A 16,549-nucleotide genomic window follows, 5' to 3' on the forward strand; every position below is an offset into this window, starting at 1 on the left:
AATACCATAAACTCTTCTATTTCCGGCAGATCTTCATTCCATATCCATACATTACCGCCACAGCAGTCACAAGAACACAGACCATCACCGGTCTCATCCACAGATATAAAAGATTTTTCTCAATTCCAGCTACCACAGCCACATCCTTCAGGATATCAGCCACGCAGAGATGGAACAGATAAATAAAAAACGCATATTTCTGACCGATGGCTGCCGGAAGCTCGGGCACTTTCCGATTCTTTCCCATGATCGCAATGAGAAAAAGACCAACAGCCATAGATACTGACCCCAGAAACAATTCCAGTTTGCCAAAATACCGGTATTCCAGCAGACTTGCGATCCCGCCGCCAGCTGCCATGCCATACAAAAGAAGCACTTTTTTTCCGGCAAACCAGGCTTCCAGCTTTTCCTGATGTCTGTGTATCAGATGTCCCAACATAAAAAACGGAAATCCGGTAAACAGATAGTTTCGAAACTGCATAACACGGAAATGCTTTTCCGGGAACAGGAAGGTCGAAAATTCCTCCATTCCGAAATGGATCAGAAGAAGCACCGGTATCAGAACATATACCTGCTTACAAATCCGGAATCTTGCTGCCAGGGCAAAAAGAAGATAACAATAGAGCAGTGCCGGGAGAAACCACAGATGCCATTTCACCTGAGAGCTGTTATTATATAGAAGAAACTGGCGGATATGTTCCCCCGAAACCAGGGCTTCCAGCCATTCCTTCTGGCTTGCTCCGTCGATGTGGTTCTGGATCAGCTCCCACAGACAGCAGACCGGAAATGCCACAAGCATCAGCTTCAGAACATGCCGGATCTTTTTTCCGGTTCTTATAAATTCCGTATCATCGCCACGGAAACAAAAATATCCGGATACCATAAAAAACACAGGTACTGCAAATCTGGCAAGTACATTGGCTATAATTCCGGCATTTCCCGGAAAATGGACGTGAAGAAGCACAACTGCATAAGCACAGATTGCCTTTACCATATCCAGAGTACGGTTTCGCATAAAAATTACTCCTTTTTATATCGAACGCTTATCCCGGAAATATGATTCCGGGGTTCCCTTTTTTTCGAAACGATATACTAACAAACCAGCAGAATTTTGTCAATGCTGTTTTTCTCCTGTACGGTTTGCTCTTATACGTTTTACTCTTGTACGGCTTCCGGATCTGAATTATAATTCTTTTATGACTTCTATGACAGGATGTTTGTTATTTCCTCAGAAAGGATTCTATTTTTTATGAAAAAAGACGGCTACTATTCTTCCGGCGAATTTGCACGCATGGCACACGTAACTCTGCGTACTGTCCGCTATTATGATAAACAGGATATCCTGAAACCCTCTCTCGTCACCGAATCCGGCGCACGTTTTTATACAGACGAGGATTTTGCAAGGCTTCAGCAGATCCTCCTTCTGAAATACCTGGGCTTTTCCCTGGATGACATCCGGGAAATGACCATCGGTGATTCCGATTATCATTTCATGCTGAATTCTCTGAATATCCAGCTTCGTCTGGTCCGTGACCGGATCGAACAGATGCAGCTGGTGGAAAAAGCGATCCAGGATACCGCACAGATGATAAAGGAACAGCACACCATTGACTGGAGCCAGATGCTGAACCTGATCCACTTAACCGGCATGGAAAAAAGCCTCAAGAATCAGTATCAGAATGCCACCAACATTTCCTCCAGGATCAACCTCCACAGCCTGTACTCCCAGAACAAACAGGGATGGTTTCCCTGGATCTTTGAGCAGTGCCAGATTTCACCTGGTCTTCGTATTCTGGAGCTGGGCTGCGGGGACGGAACGTTATGGACCGACAACCTTTCCCTTCTGCCGGAGGATATCTCCATCACACTTTCCGATATTTCCAGCGGTATGCTCCGCGATGCCAGACGAGCCATCGGTTCCTCGGATACCCGGTTTGCGTTCCGGGCCTTTGACTGCCGAAAAATCCCCTGCAAGGACGAAAGCTTTGATCTGGTGATCGCCAATCACGTGCTTTTTTACTGCGATGATATTCCCTCCGTCCTGAAGGAAGTCCGCCGTGTCCTCGCTCCCGGCGGAAGATTTCTCTGCAGTGCTTACGGAAAGGCTCATATGCAGGAGGTCAGCCAGCTGGTGCAGGATTTTGATGAACGGATCGTGCTTTCCGCAGACCGGCTTTATGAACGGTTCGGACGTGAAAACGGCCAGAGTATCCTGGCGCCTTTTTTCCCAAAGGCTCAGTGGCTTTCTTATGAAGACTGCCTTCTGGTCCAGGATGCGGAGCCGCTAATCTCCTACGTCCTCTCCTGCCACGGCAACCAGAATCAGTATATCCTGGACCGTTACAAGGAATTCCGGGCCTACACCGCCAGAAAAACTGCCAAAGGATTCCGCATTACCAAGGATGCCGGCGTATTTCTTTGTGAAAAATAGCCAAAAATAAAAAATATGAAAAAAGCTCTTGAAGGTGACCTTGCGTCACCTTTTATAATACAGTTACAGTAACAAAGTTATGTGCAGGCACGACTTATGCTGCACATCATCACGCAAAGGAGAAAACATATGAAAGGAATTATTTTAGCCGGAGGCTCCGGAACACGTCTTTACCCACTTACCATGGTGACCTCCAAACAGCTTCTGCCGATCTTTGACAAACCGATGATCTACTATCCTATGTCTGTTCTTATGAACGCAGGCATCCGTGATATCCTGATCATCTCCACCCCGCAGGATACCCCGAGATTTGAGGAGCTTCTCGGTGACGGCCATCAGTTCGGTGTCAACCTTACCTACGCTGTACAGCCAAGCCCGGACGGACTTGCCCAGGCATTTATCATCGGCGAGGAATTCATCGGCAACGACACCGTATGTATGGTCCTTGGTGACAACATTTTCGCAGGACATGGCCTCAAAAAGCGCCTGAAAGCTGCTGTAGACAACGCAGAAACAGGCAAAGGTGCCACTGTTTTCGGATACTATGTAGATGATCCGGAGCGTTTCGGCATCGTGGAATTCGACCAGAACGGAAAAGCGGTTTCCATTGAAGAGAAACCGGAAAAGCCAAAAAGCAACTACTGTGTAACCGGTCTCTACTTCTACGACAACAAGGTTGTAGAGTACGCAAAAAATCTGAAGCCAAGCGCAAGAGGCGAGCTTGAGATCACAGACCTGAACCGTATCTACCTTGAGAAGGGACAGCTGAACGTTGAGCTTCTGGGCCAGGGCTTCACATGGCTGGATACCGGTACACACGAAAGCCTTGTAGAGGCAACCAACTTCGTAAAAACCATGGAGCAGCATCAGCACCGCAAGATCGCATGCCTTGAGGAGATTGCTTACTTAAACGGCTGGATCACAAAGGAGGACGTGCTCAAGGTTTACGAAATCCTTAAGAAAAACCAGTATGGCCAGTATCTCAAGGATGTTCTGGACGGAAAATATCTGGACGCGCTTCACTAAGCCGATCTGATTTTCCGACACTGAATTTACCTGCGGACTCCGTTTCGACGGAATCCGCATAAGATCAATCATTTATTATAAAGGAGATTTTTTATGACAATCATCGTTACCGGCGGCGCCGGATTTATCGGAAGCAACTTTATTTTTCATATGATGGAGGCTCATCCGGATTACCGTATCGTATGCCTGGACTGCTTGACCTATGCCGGAAACCTTTCCACTCTTGCACCGGTCATGGACAAACCGAACTTCCGCTTTGTAAAGGAAAGCATCACAGACCGTGACGCTGTTTACAAGCTTTTCGAGGAGGAGCATCCGGACATCGTGGTAAACTTCGCAGCTGAGAGCCACGTAGACCGTTCCATCGAAAACCCGGAGGTATTCCTTGACACCAACATCAAGGGTACTGCTGTTCTCATGGATGCCTGCCGTAAATACGGAATCCAGCGTTATCATCAGGTTTCCACAGACGAGGTTTACGGAGATCTTCCTCTTGACAGACCGGACCTCTTCTTCACAGAGGAAACTCCGATCCATACAAGCAGCCCGTACAGCTCCTCCAAAGCAGGTGCTGACCTTCTTGTTCTCGCATACCACAGAACCTACGGCCTGCCTGTGACCATCAGCCGCTGCTCCAACAACTACGGCCCGTATCACTTCCCGGAAAAGCTGATCCCGCTGATGATCGCCAACGCTCTGAACGACAAACCACTCCCGGTTTACGGAAAGGGTGAAAATGTCCGCGACTGGCTCTATGTTGAGGATCACTGCCGTGCCATCGACCTGATCATCCACAAAGGACGTGTAGGCGAGGTTTACAATGTAGGCGGACATAACGAGATGAAAAACATCGATATCGTAAAACTGATCTGCAAGGAGCTTGGCAAACCGGAAAGCCTGATCACATATGTAGCAGACCGTAAAGGCCATGACATGCGCTACGCTATCGACCCGACCAAGATCCACAACGAGCTTGGATGGCTTCCTGAAACAAAATTCGCAGACGGAATCAAAAAGACCATCAAATGGTACCTTGACAACAAGGAATGGTGGGAAACCATCATCTCCGGTGAGTATCAGAACTACTACGAAAAAATGTATGGAAACCGCGAGGAGGTTAAAGCATGAGATTTTTCGTAACAGGTGTTGGCGGCCAGCTTGGCCATGACGTAATGAATGAACTGTCCGGCCGTGGACATGAAGGCGTAGGAAGTGACATTGCTCCTTCCTACAGCGGCATCGCTGATGGTACTCCTGTTACCACCATGCCTTATGTGCAGCTTGATATCACAGATAAAGAAGCGGTAGCAAAAACCATCCGTGAGGTAAAGCCTGATGCAGTAGTACACTGTGCCGCATGGACAGCCGTAGATGCTGCAGAGGACGAGGAAAACCGTGAGAAGGTACGTCTTGTCAATGTTGTAGGAACACAGAACATTGCGGACATCTGCAAGGAGCTTGGCATCAAGATGATGTATATTTCCACAGACTACGTTTTTGACGGCCAGGGAACCACACCATGGGATCCGGACTGCAAGGACTACGCTCCACAGAACGTATACGGTCAGACCAAGCTTGACGGTGAGCTGGCAGTATCCGGCACTGTAGACAAATTCTTTATCGTACGTATTGCATGGGTATTCGGCAAAAACGGCAAAAACTTTATCCGTACCATGGTAAATCTGGGAAAAACCCATGACAAGCTTACCGTAGTCAGTGACCAGATCGGAACTCCGACCTACACCTACGACCTTGCACGTCTTCTGGTAGACATGGTCGAGACAGAGAAATACGGCTACTATCACGCAACCAACGAAGGCGGCTTCATCAGCTGGTATGATTTCACTAAAGAGATCTTCCGCCAGGCTGCTGCCCTCGGCCACAAGGAATACGAAAAAGTAGAGGTATCTCCTGTCACAACTGCAGAGTACGGCGTTTCCAAGGCTGTACGTCCATTCAACAGCCGCCTGGATAAATCCAAGCTTGTAAAAAACGGCTTCCAGCCACTTCCAACATGGCAGGATGCCCTGGAAAGATATCTGAAAGAGATCCTGTAAAAAAAATCCATCGGTGATCGCCGGTGGATTTTTTTCGTTCTGTTTCTCATGAAAAAACAGCCGGTGGAAAGCTTTACGCTTCCCCGGCTGTTCTTATGCTAAAATTTAATAATTTTATCTTACTGCTGTGCAACAGTTCCGTCTGCTGCCTGGGCATCTGCTGTGCCATTCTGTGTGGCATCTGCAGTCTCACCCTGCGCTTCTGCTGTACTTCCCTCTGCAGCTGCCTGTGCATCATTATCCGTAGTTGCTGCCGCTGATGTTGCACTGTCTGCCTCCTCCTGGGAAACAGTCTCTCCGTCACGAACCTTCTTCATCATGGCCTCCGCCTTCTGAACGGTAGACTCATCCGGAATCATAACGTAAGCCTTCTGGCTCATAGAATACGGCTTCTGTGTGTCACCGGTACCATTTACACTGTAGCTTACGATGTTCCAGTCACCGCCGTTGTTCAACTGCTGCTGGAGCAGTCTGGCGATCTCCTCGTAGGAGATATTGGTCTCAAAGCATCCCTGGATGCTGGAAAGAACAGAAGAATAATTCTTCAGAAGCTCCGGTGAAAGAGCCTTGTTGATCACACCCTTGATCACTGCCATCTGGTTCTTGCCACGCTGACGGTCGCCCTCTTTAAAGGCATAACGCTCACGGCTGAATACCAGAGCCTGCTCACCGTTCAGGTAGTTCTCTCCCTGATTGAAGTGATATCCTGTCTCATTCTTGGAATCAAAGTCATAGTCAGAATAAACAGTAACTCCGCCAAGCGAATTGATCAGCTGCTCAAATCCCGCAAAGTTGATACGGAAATAATAGTTGATATCCTCATTATAAAGCATTCCCAGAGTATCCATACATACATTGATACCATAGATACCTGCATGTGTCAGCTTATCTCTCTGTCCGCCTGAAATAGAAAGCGGTACAAAATAATCACGAGGTGTGGAAACCAGAAGCACCTGTCTGGTAGCTGTATTTACCGTAGCAATGATATTGGAATCGCTTCGGCTCTTTGCAACAAGGCCGCTGCGGCTGTCGATACCACTGATAAAGATGGTATATACAGAACCGTCATTGGTACTCTCTTCAGCCTTCGCCTCTGTCTCCTGGGGCTCAATGGTCGTCTCCACCTTCTTCACGGTCAGCTCTTTGATCCTGGAAGAAATATCGGAATATCCATCCATCTCTTCAATAACACTTAAATATGCGCTGTTCAGCACGATCGCACCTGTCTGTCCGTTCAGAAGACCGTCAACCAGCTCTGTAAGTCCTGCATACTCCTGGACCTGCACAGTCTTGCCTGTCTCGGAATCCACTTCCTGGATAGCCTTGTCCGAATTGGCTCTGTCAAGATCTGTCAGCACACCATACACATAATCTGCTGTAGCCTCTATGGAATCTGCAGAATCATCTGCACGGACATAAATGCCGACCTCCGTAATCTCTGTGTTCACACCGGAGATCCCTGCCAGTGTGGAATGTGTCTTATAAACATACATACTTCCGAGAATGAATACTGCTGCAAAAACTGCTGCCAGGATCACTCCCACTACAAATCTTATCTTACCATCCGTACTCCATACAAGCGCCCCGACGATCACGATCAGGACCAGCATTACCAGTCCGATCACTGCAATGAACTTCGTCGGGATCACCTTCATATTCAGAAGCATGACCGCAAATACGATTGCTGTGATCAGAACCACAAGCGTCACGATCAGCCCTGGGATATGTTTCCCCATTTTTCTCATATGCAATCCTCCATTTTTGATGGTACAGAGAATATTACATATGGACACTCTCTGTACAGATTCAAATATCCTAATCATTTTACGCTTTTTTACTGATAAAAGCAAGAAATATCGTAAATCGCCAAATGCAAAAACAGTTCCGTGATATCATGATCCTTTTATGCTCTCACGATGTCACGGAACTGCCGCTAAAATGTTCCTTCTGTGAAATGGATCTCCTTATTCCACGGTAACACTCTTGGCAAGATTTCTCGGCTTATCCACATCCAGACCTTTATTTACACTGACATAGTAACCCAGAAGCTGCAGCGGGATCACTGCCAGAGAAGTTGCAAAATGCGGGTCTGTTTTCGGGATATAAACCGTAAAATCTGCAGTATCCTCGATATTATAGTTTCCAAACGTAGTAAGCCCCATCAGATACGCCCCACGGCTCCTGCACTCCACCATGTTGCTGACTGTTTTCTCATAAAGCTCCGGCTGTGTCAGGACACCGATCACAAGGGTGCCGTCCTCGATCAGGGAAATGGTGCCATGCTTCAGCTCGCCAGCCGCATACGCCTCAGAATGGATGTAGCTGATCTCCTTCATCTTAAGGCTGCCCTCAAGGCTGATGGCATAATCGATCCCTCTTCCGATAAAAAAGATATCCTTTGCATTGGCCTGCTTGGAGGCAAACCACTGAAGCCTTTCCTTATCCTCGATGATCCTGCCGATCTTGTCCGGAAGTGTCTTCAGTTCCTTAATGTAGGACTCACACTGCTCCTCTGAGATCTTTCCGCGGACCAGTGCCATCTGCAATGCCAGCACATAGGAAGCGATCAGCTGTGTACTGTACGCCTTGGTGGTAGCAACCGAGATCTCCGGTCCTGCAAGTGTGTAAAATACATGATCCGCCTCTCTTGCAATGGAAGAGCCCACCACATTGACAATAGCCAGCGTGCGGATCCCCTTCTCCTTACATTCCCGAAGCGCAGCCAGACTGTCCGCAGTCTCACCGGACTGACTGATGATCACTGCCAGGCCGGCAGGATCCAGAAGCGGCTTCCGGTAACGGAACTCCGAAGCAAGCTCCACACGCACCGGAAGACCTGCAAGATCCTCGATCACATACTGTGCAGCCATTCCCACATGGTAAGCAGAGCCGCAGGCCACGATATAAACCTGGCTGATGCTGCGGATCCTCTCATCATCCAGACCGATCTCTGTCAGATCCAGCTTGTCCTCCCGGATAACGGAATTCAGTGTATCTGCGACTGCCTTCGGCTGCTCATGGATCTCCTTCATCATGAAATGCTCAAAACCGGCTTTCTCCGCTGCCTCTGCATCCCACTCAATGATCTTAGGCTCCTTCTCGATCTCCTCACCATCCAGATTGTAAAAAGTGATCTCACCCGGTTTTACACATGCCAGCTCCAGATTTCCGATATAATAAACATTTCTTGTATACTTCAGGATCGCAGGAACATCCGATGCGATATAGGATTCTCCATTCTCCACACCCAGGATCATAGGGCTGTCTTTTCTCGCTACAAAGATCTCTTCCGGATAATCACGGAACATCATTACCAGCGCATAGGAACCACGGATACGCACCATGGCATGACGCACTGCCTCAACCGGAGATCCGCCGTATTTCTGGTAGTAATAATCCACCAGCTTCACAGCAACCTCCGTATCTGTGGAAGAATAAAAAGAATATCCCCTGCGGAGAAGCTTCTCCTTCAGCTCCTGGTAATTCTCGATAATACCGTTATGCACAGCTGCCACATTTCCGTTATCACTGACATGAGGATGGGCATTGACCTCTGATGGTTCTCCGTGAGTTGCCCAGCGGGTATGACCGATCCCGCACATACCCGGAACAGATTCACCTGCGTTTGTTTTCTCCAGAAGGACCTTCAGACGGCCCTTCGCCTTAATGATCTCAATATCCTTTTCCCCGTCACGCACTGCGATGCCGGCGGAATCATATCCTCTGTATTCTAGTTTGGAAAGCCCGTCCAGAAGGATGGGTGCTGCCTGATGCCTGCCTGTAAAACCTACAATTCCACACATGATTTTTTTCTCCTCTTATTGCATTTTTATATTCTTCTGACTGCTCCGTTCTTCAGACACCTGCGGTCTGCATCCAGGACATCACTCTGCCACATGCCCCTTCTTACGGACGATCTCAACCACCTGGTCCACATATTTTCTGCAAAGCTCCTCACTCTCTGCCTCTACCATAACACGGAGCAGAGGTTCTGTACCGGATTCTCTCACCAGGATCCTTCCGGTGTCTCCAAGCGCCTCAGCCACACTCTCTACTGCTGCCTGCACATCCACATCTGCCTGCGCTGCTGCCTTGTCATGGACACGCACGTTCTCAAGAACCTGGGGATAGATCGCCAGATCAGCAGTAAGCTCACTGAGCTTTTTCTTCCTTGCCATTATAACTTCCATCATCTTCAGACTTGTAAGGATGCCATCCCCGGTAGATGCATACTTGGAAAAAATAATATGCCCGGACTGCTCACCACCAATACGGCAGCCATTCTGCATCATATATTCATAAACATATTTATCCCCTACTGCTGTCTTCGCATACTCGATATCAAGAGCATCAAAAGCCTTGTAAAGGCCAAAATTGGACATTACCGTAGTTACAACCGTATTGGTGAGAAGCTTTCCGCGCTCCTTCATATAACGGCCGTACACATAAAGGATCGCATCCCCGCTAACCACATTTCCCTTCTCATCCACACAGAGACAGCGGTCCGCATCTCCGTCGTAGGCAAAGCCAACATCCAGTCCCTTCTCCACTACAAGCTTCTGGAGACCCTCGATATGGGTGGAACCGGCATTGTTATTGATATTGGTACCATCCGGCTCAGCATTGATCACATAAGTCTTCGCTCCCAGCGCATCAAAAACCGCCTTTGCGATATTCCATGCACTTCCGTTGGCACAGTCCAGTCCAATCCGCATTCCCTTAAAGGAATATACTCCCAAGGAGATCAGATATCCTATGTAACGGTTCCGGCCTGCCGAATAATCCACCGTCCTGCCGATCTCACCGCCCTTTGTAAAAGGAATCTCATGCCATTTCTCTCCGAACAGCTGAAGACGGTCATCCAGATAATCCTCCACCAGAGCGATGATCTCCTCCTCCATCTTCTCACCCTGGCCGTTGATCAGCTTGATCCCGTTATCATAATAAGGATTATGGCTGGCAGAGATCATGATACCGCAGTCAAAGCCATCGGTACGGGCAACATAAGCCACAGACGGCGTTGTTGTCACGTGGAGAAGATAAGCATCCGCTCCGGACGCCACCAGTCCGCCAACCAGCGAATACTCAAACATATAGCTGGAACGTCGGGTATCCTTGCCGATCACGATTCTGGCTGCAGCCGTCTCCCCCGCTCTTCTGCGCAGCTCATTATAATACCATCCCAGAAAACGCCCGATCTTAAATGCATGATCCGCCGTCAAAGAAACACCCGCCTCCCCACGGAAACCATCTGTACCAAAATATTTTCCCATTTCTAGCTCTCCTTTGTGTGTTAATATTTATAACTTATCTTATATATTGATGTGTCATACAGATCGATCAGAATTGTTCTTATCTTTCTGTATGAACATCAATAATATTATCTATATTTCCAGCAGATTTACAGCCTCTGAACAGCCACTTTACATCGCTTCTTACAAAAAGCAACTCCATACGCCAGAATATTATTTCTTCCTTCATTACGTAACCGTTCATCGTACCGCTTTTCTCTGATCTGTGCCAGCGCTCTTTCACATGCATTTTGCAATCCTGAAAAAGTCTGAGAATATTTCAACTCGATAACGATCCCGGCATCCGGATCTTCCGGTTCTGCCAGAATATCTACAAAACCATCTCCAGATTCCGCATTAGACTGAACAAGCCAGTTTGGATCACTACGCAAAAGCCCCAACAAAAGTCCATGATAAAAAATTTCTTTTTCTTCATTTCGTCCTTTTGTATCAAAAATACTAATCGTATTTCCCAGAATCTTTGTAAGGCGTTCCTCAATCTCACCTGCATTCCCTTCATTTATTGCTTTCAGCAGATTTTTCGTCGGCTCCGCCTCTTTCAGCACTGCGCGGTCAAACCATTCCTTTATCTGAAGCACATAAACTTCTCTTATCTCCCTGTTCGGAATGGTCAGACGATACACTCCCCGTTCGGTCTTCCCTGCCTGTGTAAGATATCCTGTAGTAAATAATACACTCCAGAGATTATCCAGACTGTTATCGATTTCATCATAGGTCAACTCCATACGGACCGTTTTCTCAATAGACTCACCTGCGATCAGACGCTCTATCTCATCTCTTGTAGTCTTATCTGCCCTGTCAATAAATCTCCTTACCAGTTCATTCCCACTGGTATTGATCCAGTAAGACAGCGGCTCCGCATCCGGATTCCCACGCAGACAATCTACATGATTGATCACATCCCATGGGCAGTACACATCCGTATTTCCAAAATGATATCCATCATACCATTCCTTTGTTTCGGAAAGATGATCCTCCATGCCATATGCTGTAAGCAATCTGAAGACCTCATCATCTGTGAAACCAAAATGCTCATCAAATCGATGATCCGTGATCGAAAGCACTTTGAAGTTATTAAGTCCTGTAAAAATACTCTCTTTAGACACGCGAAGACACCCTGTTAATACTGCAAAATACAGAGAATCGTTAGTCTTAAGTGCCTGTCCGAACACACCGCGTATCATGAGCACCATTTCTTTATAATATCCATGCTGAAAAGCCTTATCCAGAGGAACATCATATTCATCTATAAGAATGATCGTCTTCTGCCCATAATGCTTATGCAACAGCTGAGACAATATCTGCAACGCAGAAGAAAGAATATTTTCATCCATAGAATATCGGCCATTCTCCACAGAGATCAATGTACGATATATATCTTTATCCGTTTCTGTCAGTCTGTCACTCTCCAATAAAAACAGAAAACGACTGGCCTCTCTGCCTACCAGTTCTGTCAGCTGATAGCGTGCATTCTCAAAGGTAAGTCCATCAACATTCTTCAGTGATAAAAACACTACCGGAAATTTCCCCATATACTGTTCACACAGTTCTTGTTTCCGGGAAATATAAAGACCTTCAAACAGCGCTTCATCTGCCCCGATCTCGAAGAAACAACGAAGCATACTCATATTCAATGTTTTCCCAAAACGCCGAGGTCTTGTAAAAAGATTTACTTTCCCCCACTGATCGACCAGTTGTTCGATAAGCCTGGTCTTATCTACATAATAAAAATCCGCCTGACGAATTTCCTGAAAATTCTCAATTCCCACCGGTAGCTTCGGTCTCTTCATATTCCGCGTTCCACTCCCTTTCAATGCGAAAAATCACATACAAATATGCCAATTGCCACGTGATTCGTGCTTTCAGAGTAGCACAATACGCTCTTTTTGTCTATTGATTTATTTCGACTCCGTTCGACAAACATATCCGCTTTACCTGCGCAGCTCTGAAGCTTTTTCACAAAATCCTCTTTCCAAAAGGGAAAGCAACAAACTATGTTACCCTGAAAATGGATCAGATGATAAAATAACTCTGATCACATAGCAAGATCGAAGGTGGTGAAACCTATGGGTACAAAGGATACCATCACCAAAGATTACATGGCTGACAACCCACAGAGAAGCAAAACAATGTTCCTCCACATCCGGAAAATATCTCACCGGCTTCTACAAAGATGACCGGCTGATTCCGGTCATCACCGTAGTCGTATACTTCGGCTCCGATACCTAGAACGCTCCCAGAAGCCTCCACGAAATGCTCTCTGTCCGGGACCCCGAGATTCTTTCTCTGGTCCCGGATTACCGGATCAATCTCTTCTCACCTGCCGAGATAAAGGATGAAAAACTTGATAAACTCCAGAGCAATCTCAAAGAAGTCATGCTCTTCATCAAATACTCCAAAGATAAACGAAAGCTTCAGGAGCTCACATCAAAGAACTCCGGCTTCCAGTCACTCGAGCTCAAGGCAGCCCGGGTCATTGACTCCATAACCGGTATCAATTTACGTTTCACAGAAACAGAAGGGAGTGTTAATATGTATCAGGCTGTTCAGGAAATGTGCGATGATGCACGCGCCGAAGGCCTATCCCAAGGTCGCGCCCAGGGTCTATCCCAAGGTCTTCAGGAACATGCTTTACTTACTGCACAGCGCATGCTAGAGGATCCCAGGTTCTCACCCGAGGATATCAGCAGATTTTCAGGGCTGCCACTTGAGGATGTTCTGAAATTGCGGGAGAAATGATGATTTGAGAAAATGCTCAGGAAGTACCTTGCTTCCTGAGCATTTTCATACTCTATTCTAATGTAATTCACTTTTATTTTTTTTCTTAAAAAATGCCCATATAACTTTATTTCTCATCAATATAAGACACATTCCATATACAATACACGATAATAATATAGATAATACTAATGTTGCAATACTTGAAAGAGAAAAATGTTTTACAAATTTACAGCTCATCCATATACCAATGCATCCGGCACAAACCGTACAAATATTATATGCTACGCCTGCATTAAGTCGAACAATTTTCCGTCCAACATAAACACAAACAAGCATCATTATAGCTTCTGCAACTATAGTTGAAAAAGCCACTGCATTTTCTCTCCAAAATGGAATACAAACAAAATTTATTGCAATATTTGCTAATGCACTAACCAAAGTTGCTATAAGCACGATTTTTTCCTTACGCGCCGGAATTAATACACACTGATTATATATCCATCCAAAAATACAAAATATAAGCGCTATACTTAATAATTTCAATGAACCTGTAGCTTTTATATATTCTTTTCCAGAAATCAATAATACGACTTCTTTGCTTAATAATATCAATCCGGTAACCGATGGAAACACCAACATAACCAGGACATTAAAAATCTGAGTTAAAATATTTTTATATTCTTCTATCCTTTTTTGTCCCATTAACAATGATAACCGCGGAATTGTAACAATCAAAATAGCCGCCAACATCTGTTTTACGATCCTATATATTTTTGAGGAAACAGAATATATGCCTACTTCGAAATCTGTTCCCATAAATCCTAACATGGTCGTATCGGAATTAATATAAATAGTTGTTGCAACTGTAGATGCAAAAATAATCATAATAGGTTTCAGATGTCTCTTTAATGCCAAACCTATATCAAATTTTAACGAACAATACTTTTTAGCATGAATAAAATTCAATATATTAGATCCTGCATTTGCAAATACTGTTATTCCTGCATATACAATATAGTCATCAGGTTTTTTAACAAGCAAAAACAGCAAGATAATTGAAATTACTTTAAATATAATACTTCGAATCGTTATGTACGCGTATTCCTCATATATAGAGTAAATCCATTCTGTTCCGATCGTTGTAAAAAGAATTTCAATACTAAACACAGCAATTATCACCGCATAATCTTTAAATTTAGGAACAGCTGCAACTGTAAACACTAATAAAATATAAGCTATTATTGTTGATATAATATTAATTGTAAATATTTCATTAGCAAATATACTGAACTTTTTTTTATCATCCCGAAATTTTGTTCCTTCTCTAACTGCATATGTCGATATCCCCAATGCGGCAATCAGTAAAAAATATTGAATAACTGATAATGCAAAATTATATTTCCCTACATTTTCAACAGAAAGAACTCTGGAAATATATGGAAACGTAATTAATGGAAATAATGTATTCAAAACTGTTCTTATACCATTTAATAATGCATTTAGACCAAGTGACTTTTTTTTCATATTTCTAACTATTCCTCTTAATTTTAAATTACAATTTTATGCTTCGATTTGGAAGTCAAATAAGCTAATCCCCAAATTATTATTATCGGAGCCCAAAATTCTGGATATAACAATCTTCCAACAAATGCATCAAATGTTGATCGCGGTGCCTGAAATAAAGAATTTAACATAAAAAGACCAACTGCTATCTTCCAAACATTTTTGCCATCAGATATAATTTTGGATAATAATCTAAAAGTCAAGCCGTAAATAATATTTCCTATAAATACACCTATATATCCATAATCAATATACAGTTCTTCAAAGTAACATGAACCGTATCCAGTACCAACTGCATACCCATATGAATTTGCATAGTAGGAAACAAAATCCGCTAAATATGTTCCATGTAAAGCAGTACTTAATGATTGATTTCCAAAAGAAAAATCTAAATTCAAATTAAATAAGCTATTAAATGGACTATTTTGTAGCCATCTCAATATATTATATAAAGAATAGTGTGCTTCAGAATCTAAATTATTTTTATATAACTCAGCATACTTTACTGCATTTACAGATGTACCTTGTCTTACAAAAAAGCCTACAATAGGAGAATAATCATTTGCATGCCCTACATAATTATTAGATCTAATATATTCAAATAAATACATTGCTCCCATAAGTATTGGAACACATAAACATATTGCCCAAATACCTTTTTTTCCAATCCACGGTTTTTCACCTGGTTTTATTTTATTTCTACACATTGCATATGCAAAAATTATAAGTAAACTTGTAATAAAATTTACTCTTCGTCCCGTTCCTAAAGATAAAAATGCATATAAAATATATAACATTATTGGAACTTTAGCATCCTTTTTTTCTGGTAATGTTGACAAAAATATATAAAATGCTGTCGGCGCAAAATATCCAATCTGTCGTACATACCATGGTATTCTACTTGAATATGAAATGTAATACGATGTATAACCATAATGTCTTACATATAAAACAACATCTATAACTGTTAATATCCAAAACACATAACAGCCATAATACATTCCTTTGCTGATTTGGATTATATTATTCATATAACCTTTTTTATTTTTATATTCAATTTTAGGTATATTATTTTTTATTTTAATTCTTTTTCTTGTTACGCCAAAATATCCTATACATAGTCCTACAAGACTAATAAAAATACATACATCCACATGTTTCTCTATTACATCTGGAAAATTATAATAATAAACTTTCATAAAACGATTCAATATCTGTCCACATAATAAAAATGTAAAAAAGCATACAAGAAATGAAAACATAAATATATTTTCATCTATATTTTTTACAGTAAGATAAAAAAAGCAAATAAAAATAACCGCATTTAATGCTAATATTCCATTTGTATTTCCTATTCCAAAAACAATAACAGATATAATAGAAAATATAATCAATAGTATTATATTATAATATACTTTGTTGCCTGTTTTTGAAGCCAT

General features: G+C 43.7%; 12 protein-coding genes. 5 read left to right on the top strand and 7 right to left on the bottom strand.

Features of this window, described 5'->3' with window-relative positions; all coding sequences use genetic code 11:
* Nucleotides 1–16: 16 nt before the first annotated feature.
* Nucleotides 17–1,015 (bottom strand): acyltransferase, encoded by a 999-nt coding sequence (locus DMI82_RS00880; RefSeq protein ID WP_092069248.1) that lies wholly within the window; start codon nt 1,013–1,015, stop codon nt 17–19.
* A gap of 234 nt (nt 1,016–1,249) precedes the next feature.
* Here DMI82_RS00880 and DMI82_RS00885 point away from each other — a divergent pair, with 234 nt between their 5' ends.
* From DMI82_RS00885 to rfbD, 4 genes are all read left to right on the top strand, one after another.
* Nucleotides 1,250–2,431, top strand: a complete 1,182-nt coding sequence (locus DMI82_RS00885; protein WP_015525712.1) for a MerR family transcriptional regulator — start codon at nt 1,250–1,252, stop codon at nt 2,429–2,431.
* A gap of 129 nt (nt 2,432–2,560) precedes the next feature.
* On the top strand, nt 2,561–3,457 hold the full coding sequence (gene rfbA / locus DMI82_RS00890; RefSeq protein ID WP_015525711.1) for a glucose-1-phosphate thymidylyltransferase RfbA: 897 nt from the start codon (nt 2,561–2,563) through the stop codon (nt 3,455–3,457).
* A 93-nt stretch (nt 3,458–3,550) separates the two neighbouring features.
* Nucleotides 3,551–4,585 (top strand): dTDP-glucose 4,6-dehydratase, encoded by a 1,035-nt coding sequence (gene rfbB, locus DMI82_RS00895; protein WP_110102072.1) that lies wholly within the window; start codon nt 3,551–3,553, stop codon nt 4,583–4,585.
* Entirely contained in the window at nt 4,582–5,514 is a 933-nt protein-coding gene (gene rfbD / locus DMI82_RS00900; RefSeq protein WP_092069245.1) for a dTDP-4-dehydrorhamnose reductase, read from the top strand. Before rfbB ends, rfbD begins: the two co-directional genes overlap by 4 nt.
* A 119-nt stretch (nt 5,515–5,633) precedes the next feature.
* On the opposite strand, the gene DMI82_RS00905 is transcribed toward rfbD, so the two are convergent.
* From DMI82_RS00905 to DMI82_RS00920, 4 genes are all read right to left on the bottom strand, one after another.
* Nucleotides 5,634–7,259, bottom strand: coding sequence for an LCP family glycopolymer transferase (locus DMI82_RS00905; RefSeq protein ID WP_110102074.1), 1,626 nt, complete (start codon nt 7,257–7,259; stop codon nt 5,634–5,636).
* 219 nt (nt 7,260–7,478) lie between these two features.
* Nucleotides 7,479–9,317 carry a glutamine--fructose-6-phosphate transaminase (isomerizing) gene (gene glmS / locus DMI82_RS00910; protein WP_110102076.1) on the bottom strand — a complete coding sequence of 613 codons (1,839 nt, stop codon included), beginning with the start codon at nt 9,315–9,317 and terminating at the stop codon, nt 7,479–7,481.
* A gap of 81 nt (nt 9,318–9,398) precedes the next feature.
* Nucleotides 9,399–10,787: a phosphoglucosamine mutase gene (gene glmM / locus DMI82_RS00915; RefSeq protein WP_015525706.1), complete on the bottom strand. Its 1,389-nt coding sequence runs from the start codon at nt 10,785–10,787 to the stop codon at nt 9,399–9,401.
* 128 nt (nt 10,788–10,915) lie between these two features.
* Complete coding sequence (locus DMI82_RS00920; protein WP_110102078.1) at nt 10,916–12,616, bottom strand: AAA family ATPase; 1,701 nt, start codon at nt 12,614–12,616, stop codon at nt 10,916–10,918.
* 463 nt (nt 12,617–13,079) lie between these two features.
* Here DMI82_RS00920 and DMI82_RS00925 point away from each other — a divergent pair, with 463 nt between their 5' ends.
* Complete coding sequence (locus tag DMI82_RS00925) at nt 13,080–13,565, top strand: hypothetical protein (protein ID WP_015525704.1); 486 nt, start codon at nt 13,080–13,082, stop codon at nt 13,563–13,565.
* A 57-nt stretch (nt 13,566–13,622) separates the two neighbouring features.
* Here the strand turns inward: DMI82_RS00925 and DMI82_RS00930 are convergent, their stop codons facing one another.
* On the bottom strand, nt 13,623–15,071 hold the full coding sequence (locus DMI82_RS00930) for a flippase (protein WP_110102080.1): 1,449 nt from the start codon (nt 15,069–15,071) through the stop codon (nt 13,623–13,625).
* Nucleotides 15,072–15,094: 23 nt separating this feature from the next.
* Nucleotides 15,095–16,549 (bottom strand): O-antigen polysaccharide polymerase Wzy family protein, encoded by a 1,455-nt coding sequence (locus DMI82_RS00935; RefSeq protein ID WP_110102082.1) that lies wholly within the window; start codon nt 16,547–16,549, stop codon nt 15,095–15,097.

The sequence above is a fragment of the Blautia sp. BCRC 81119 genome, from assembly GCF_003184505.1.
Classification (GTDB): Bacteria; Bacillota; Clostridia; order Lachnospirales; family Lachnospiraceae; genus Blautia_A; species Blautia_A fusiformis.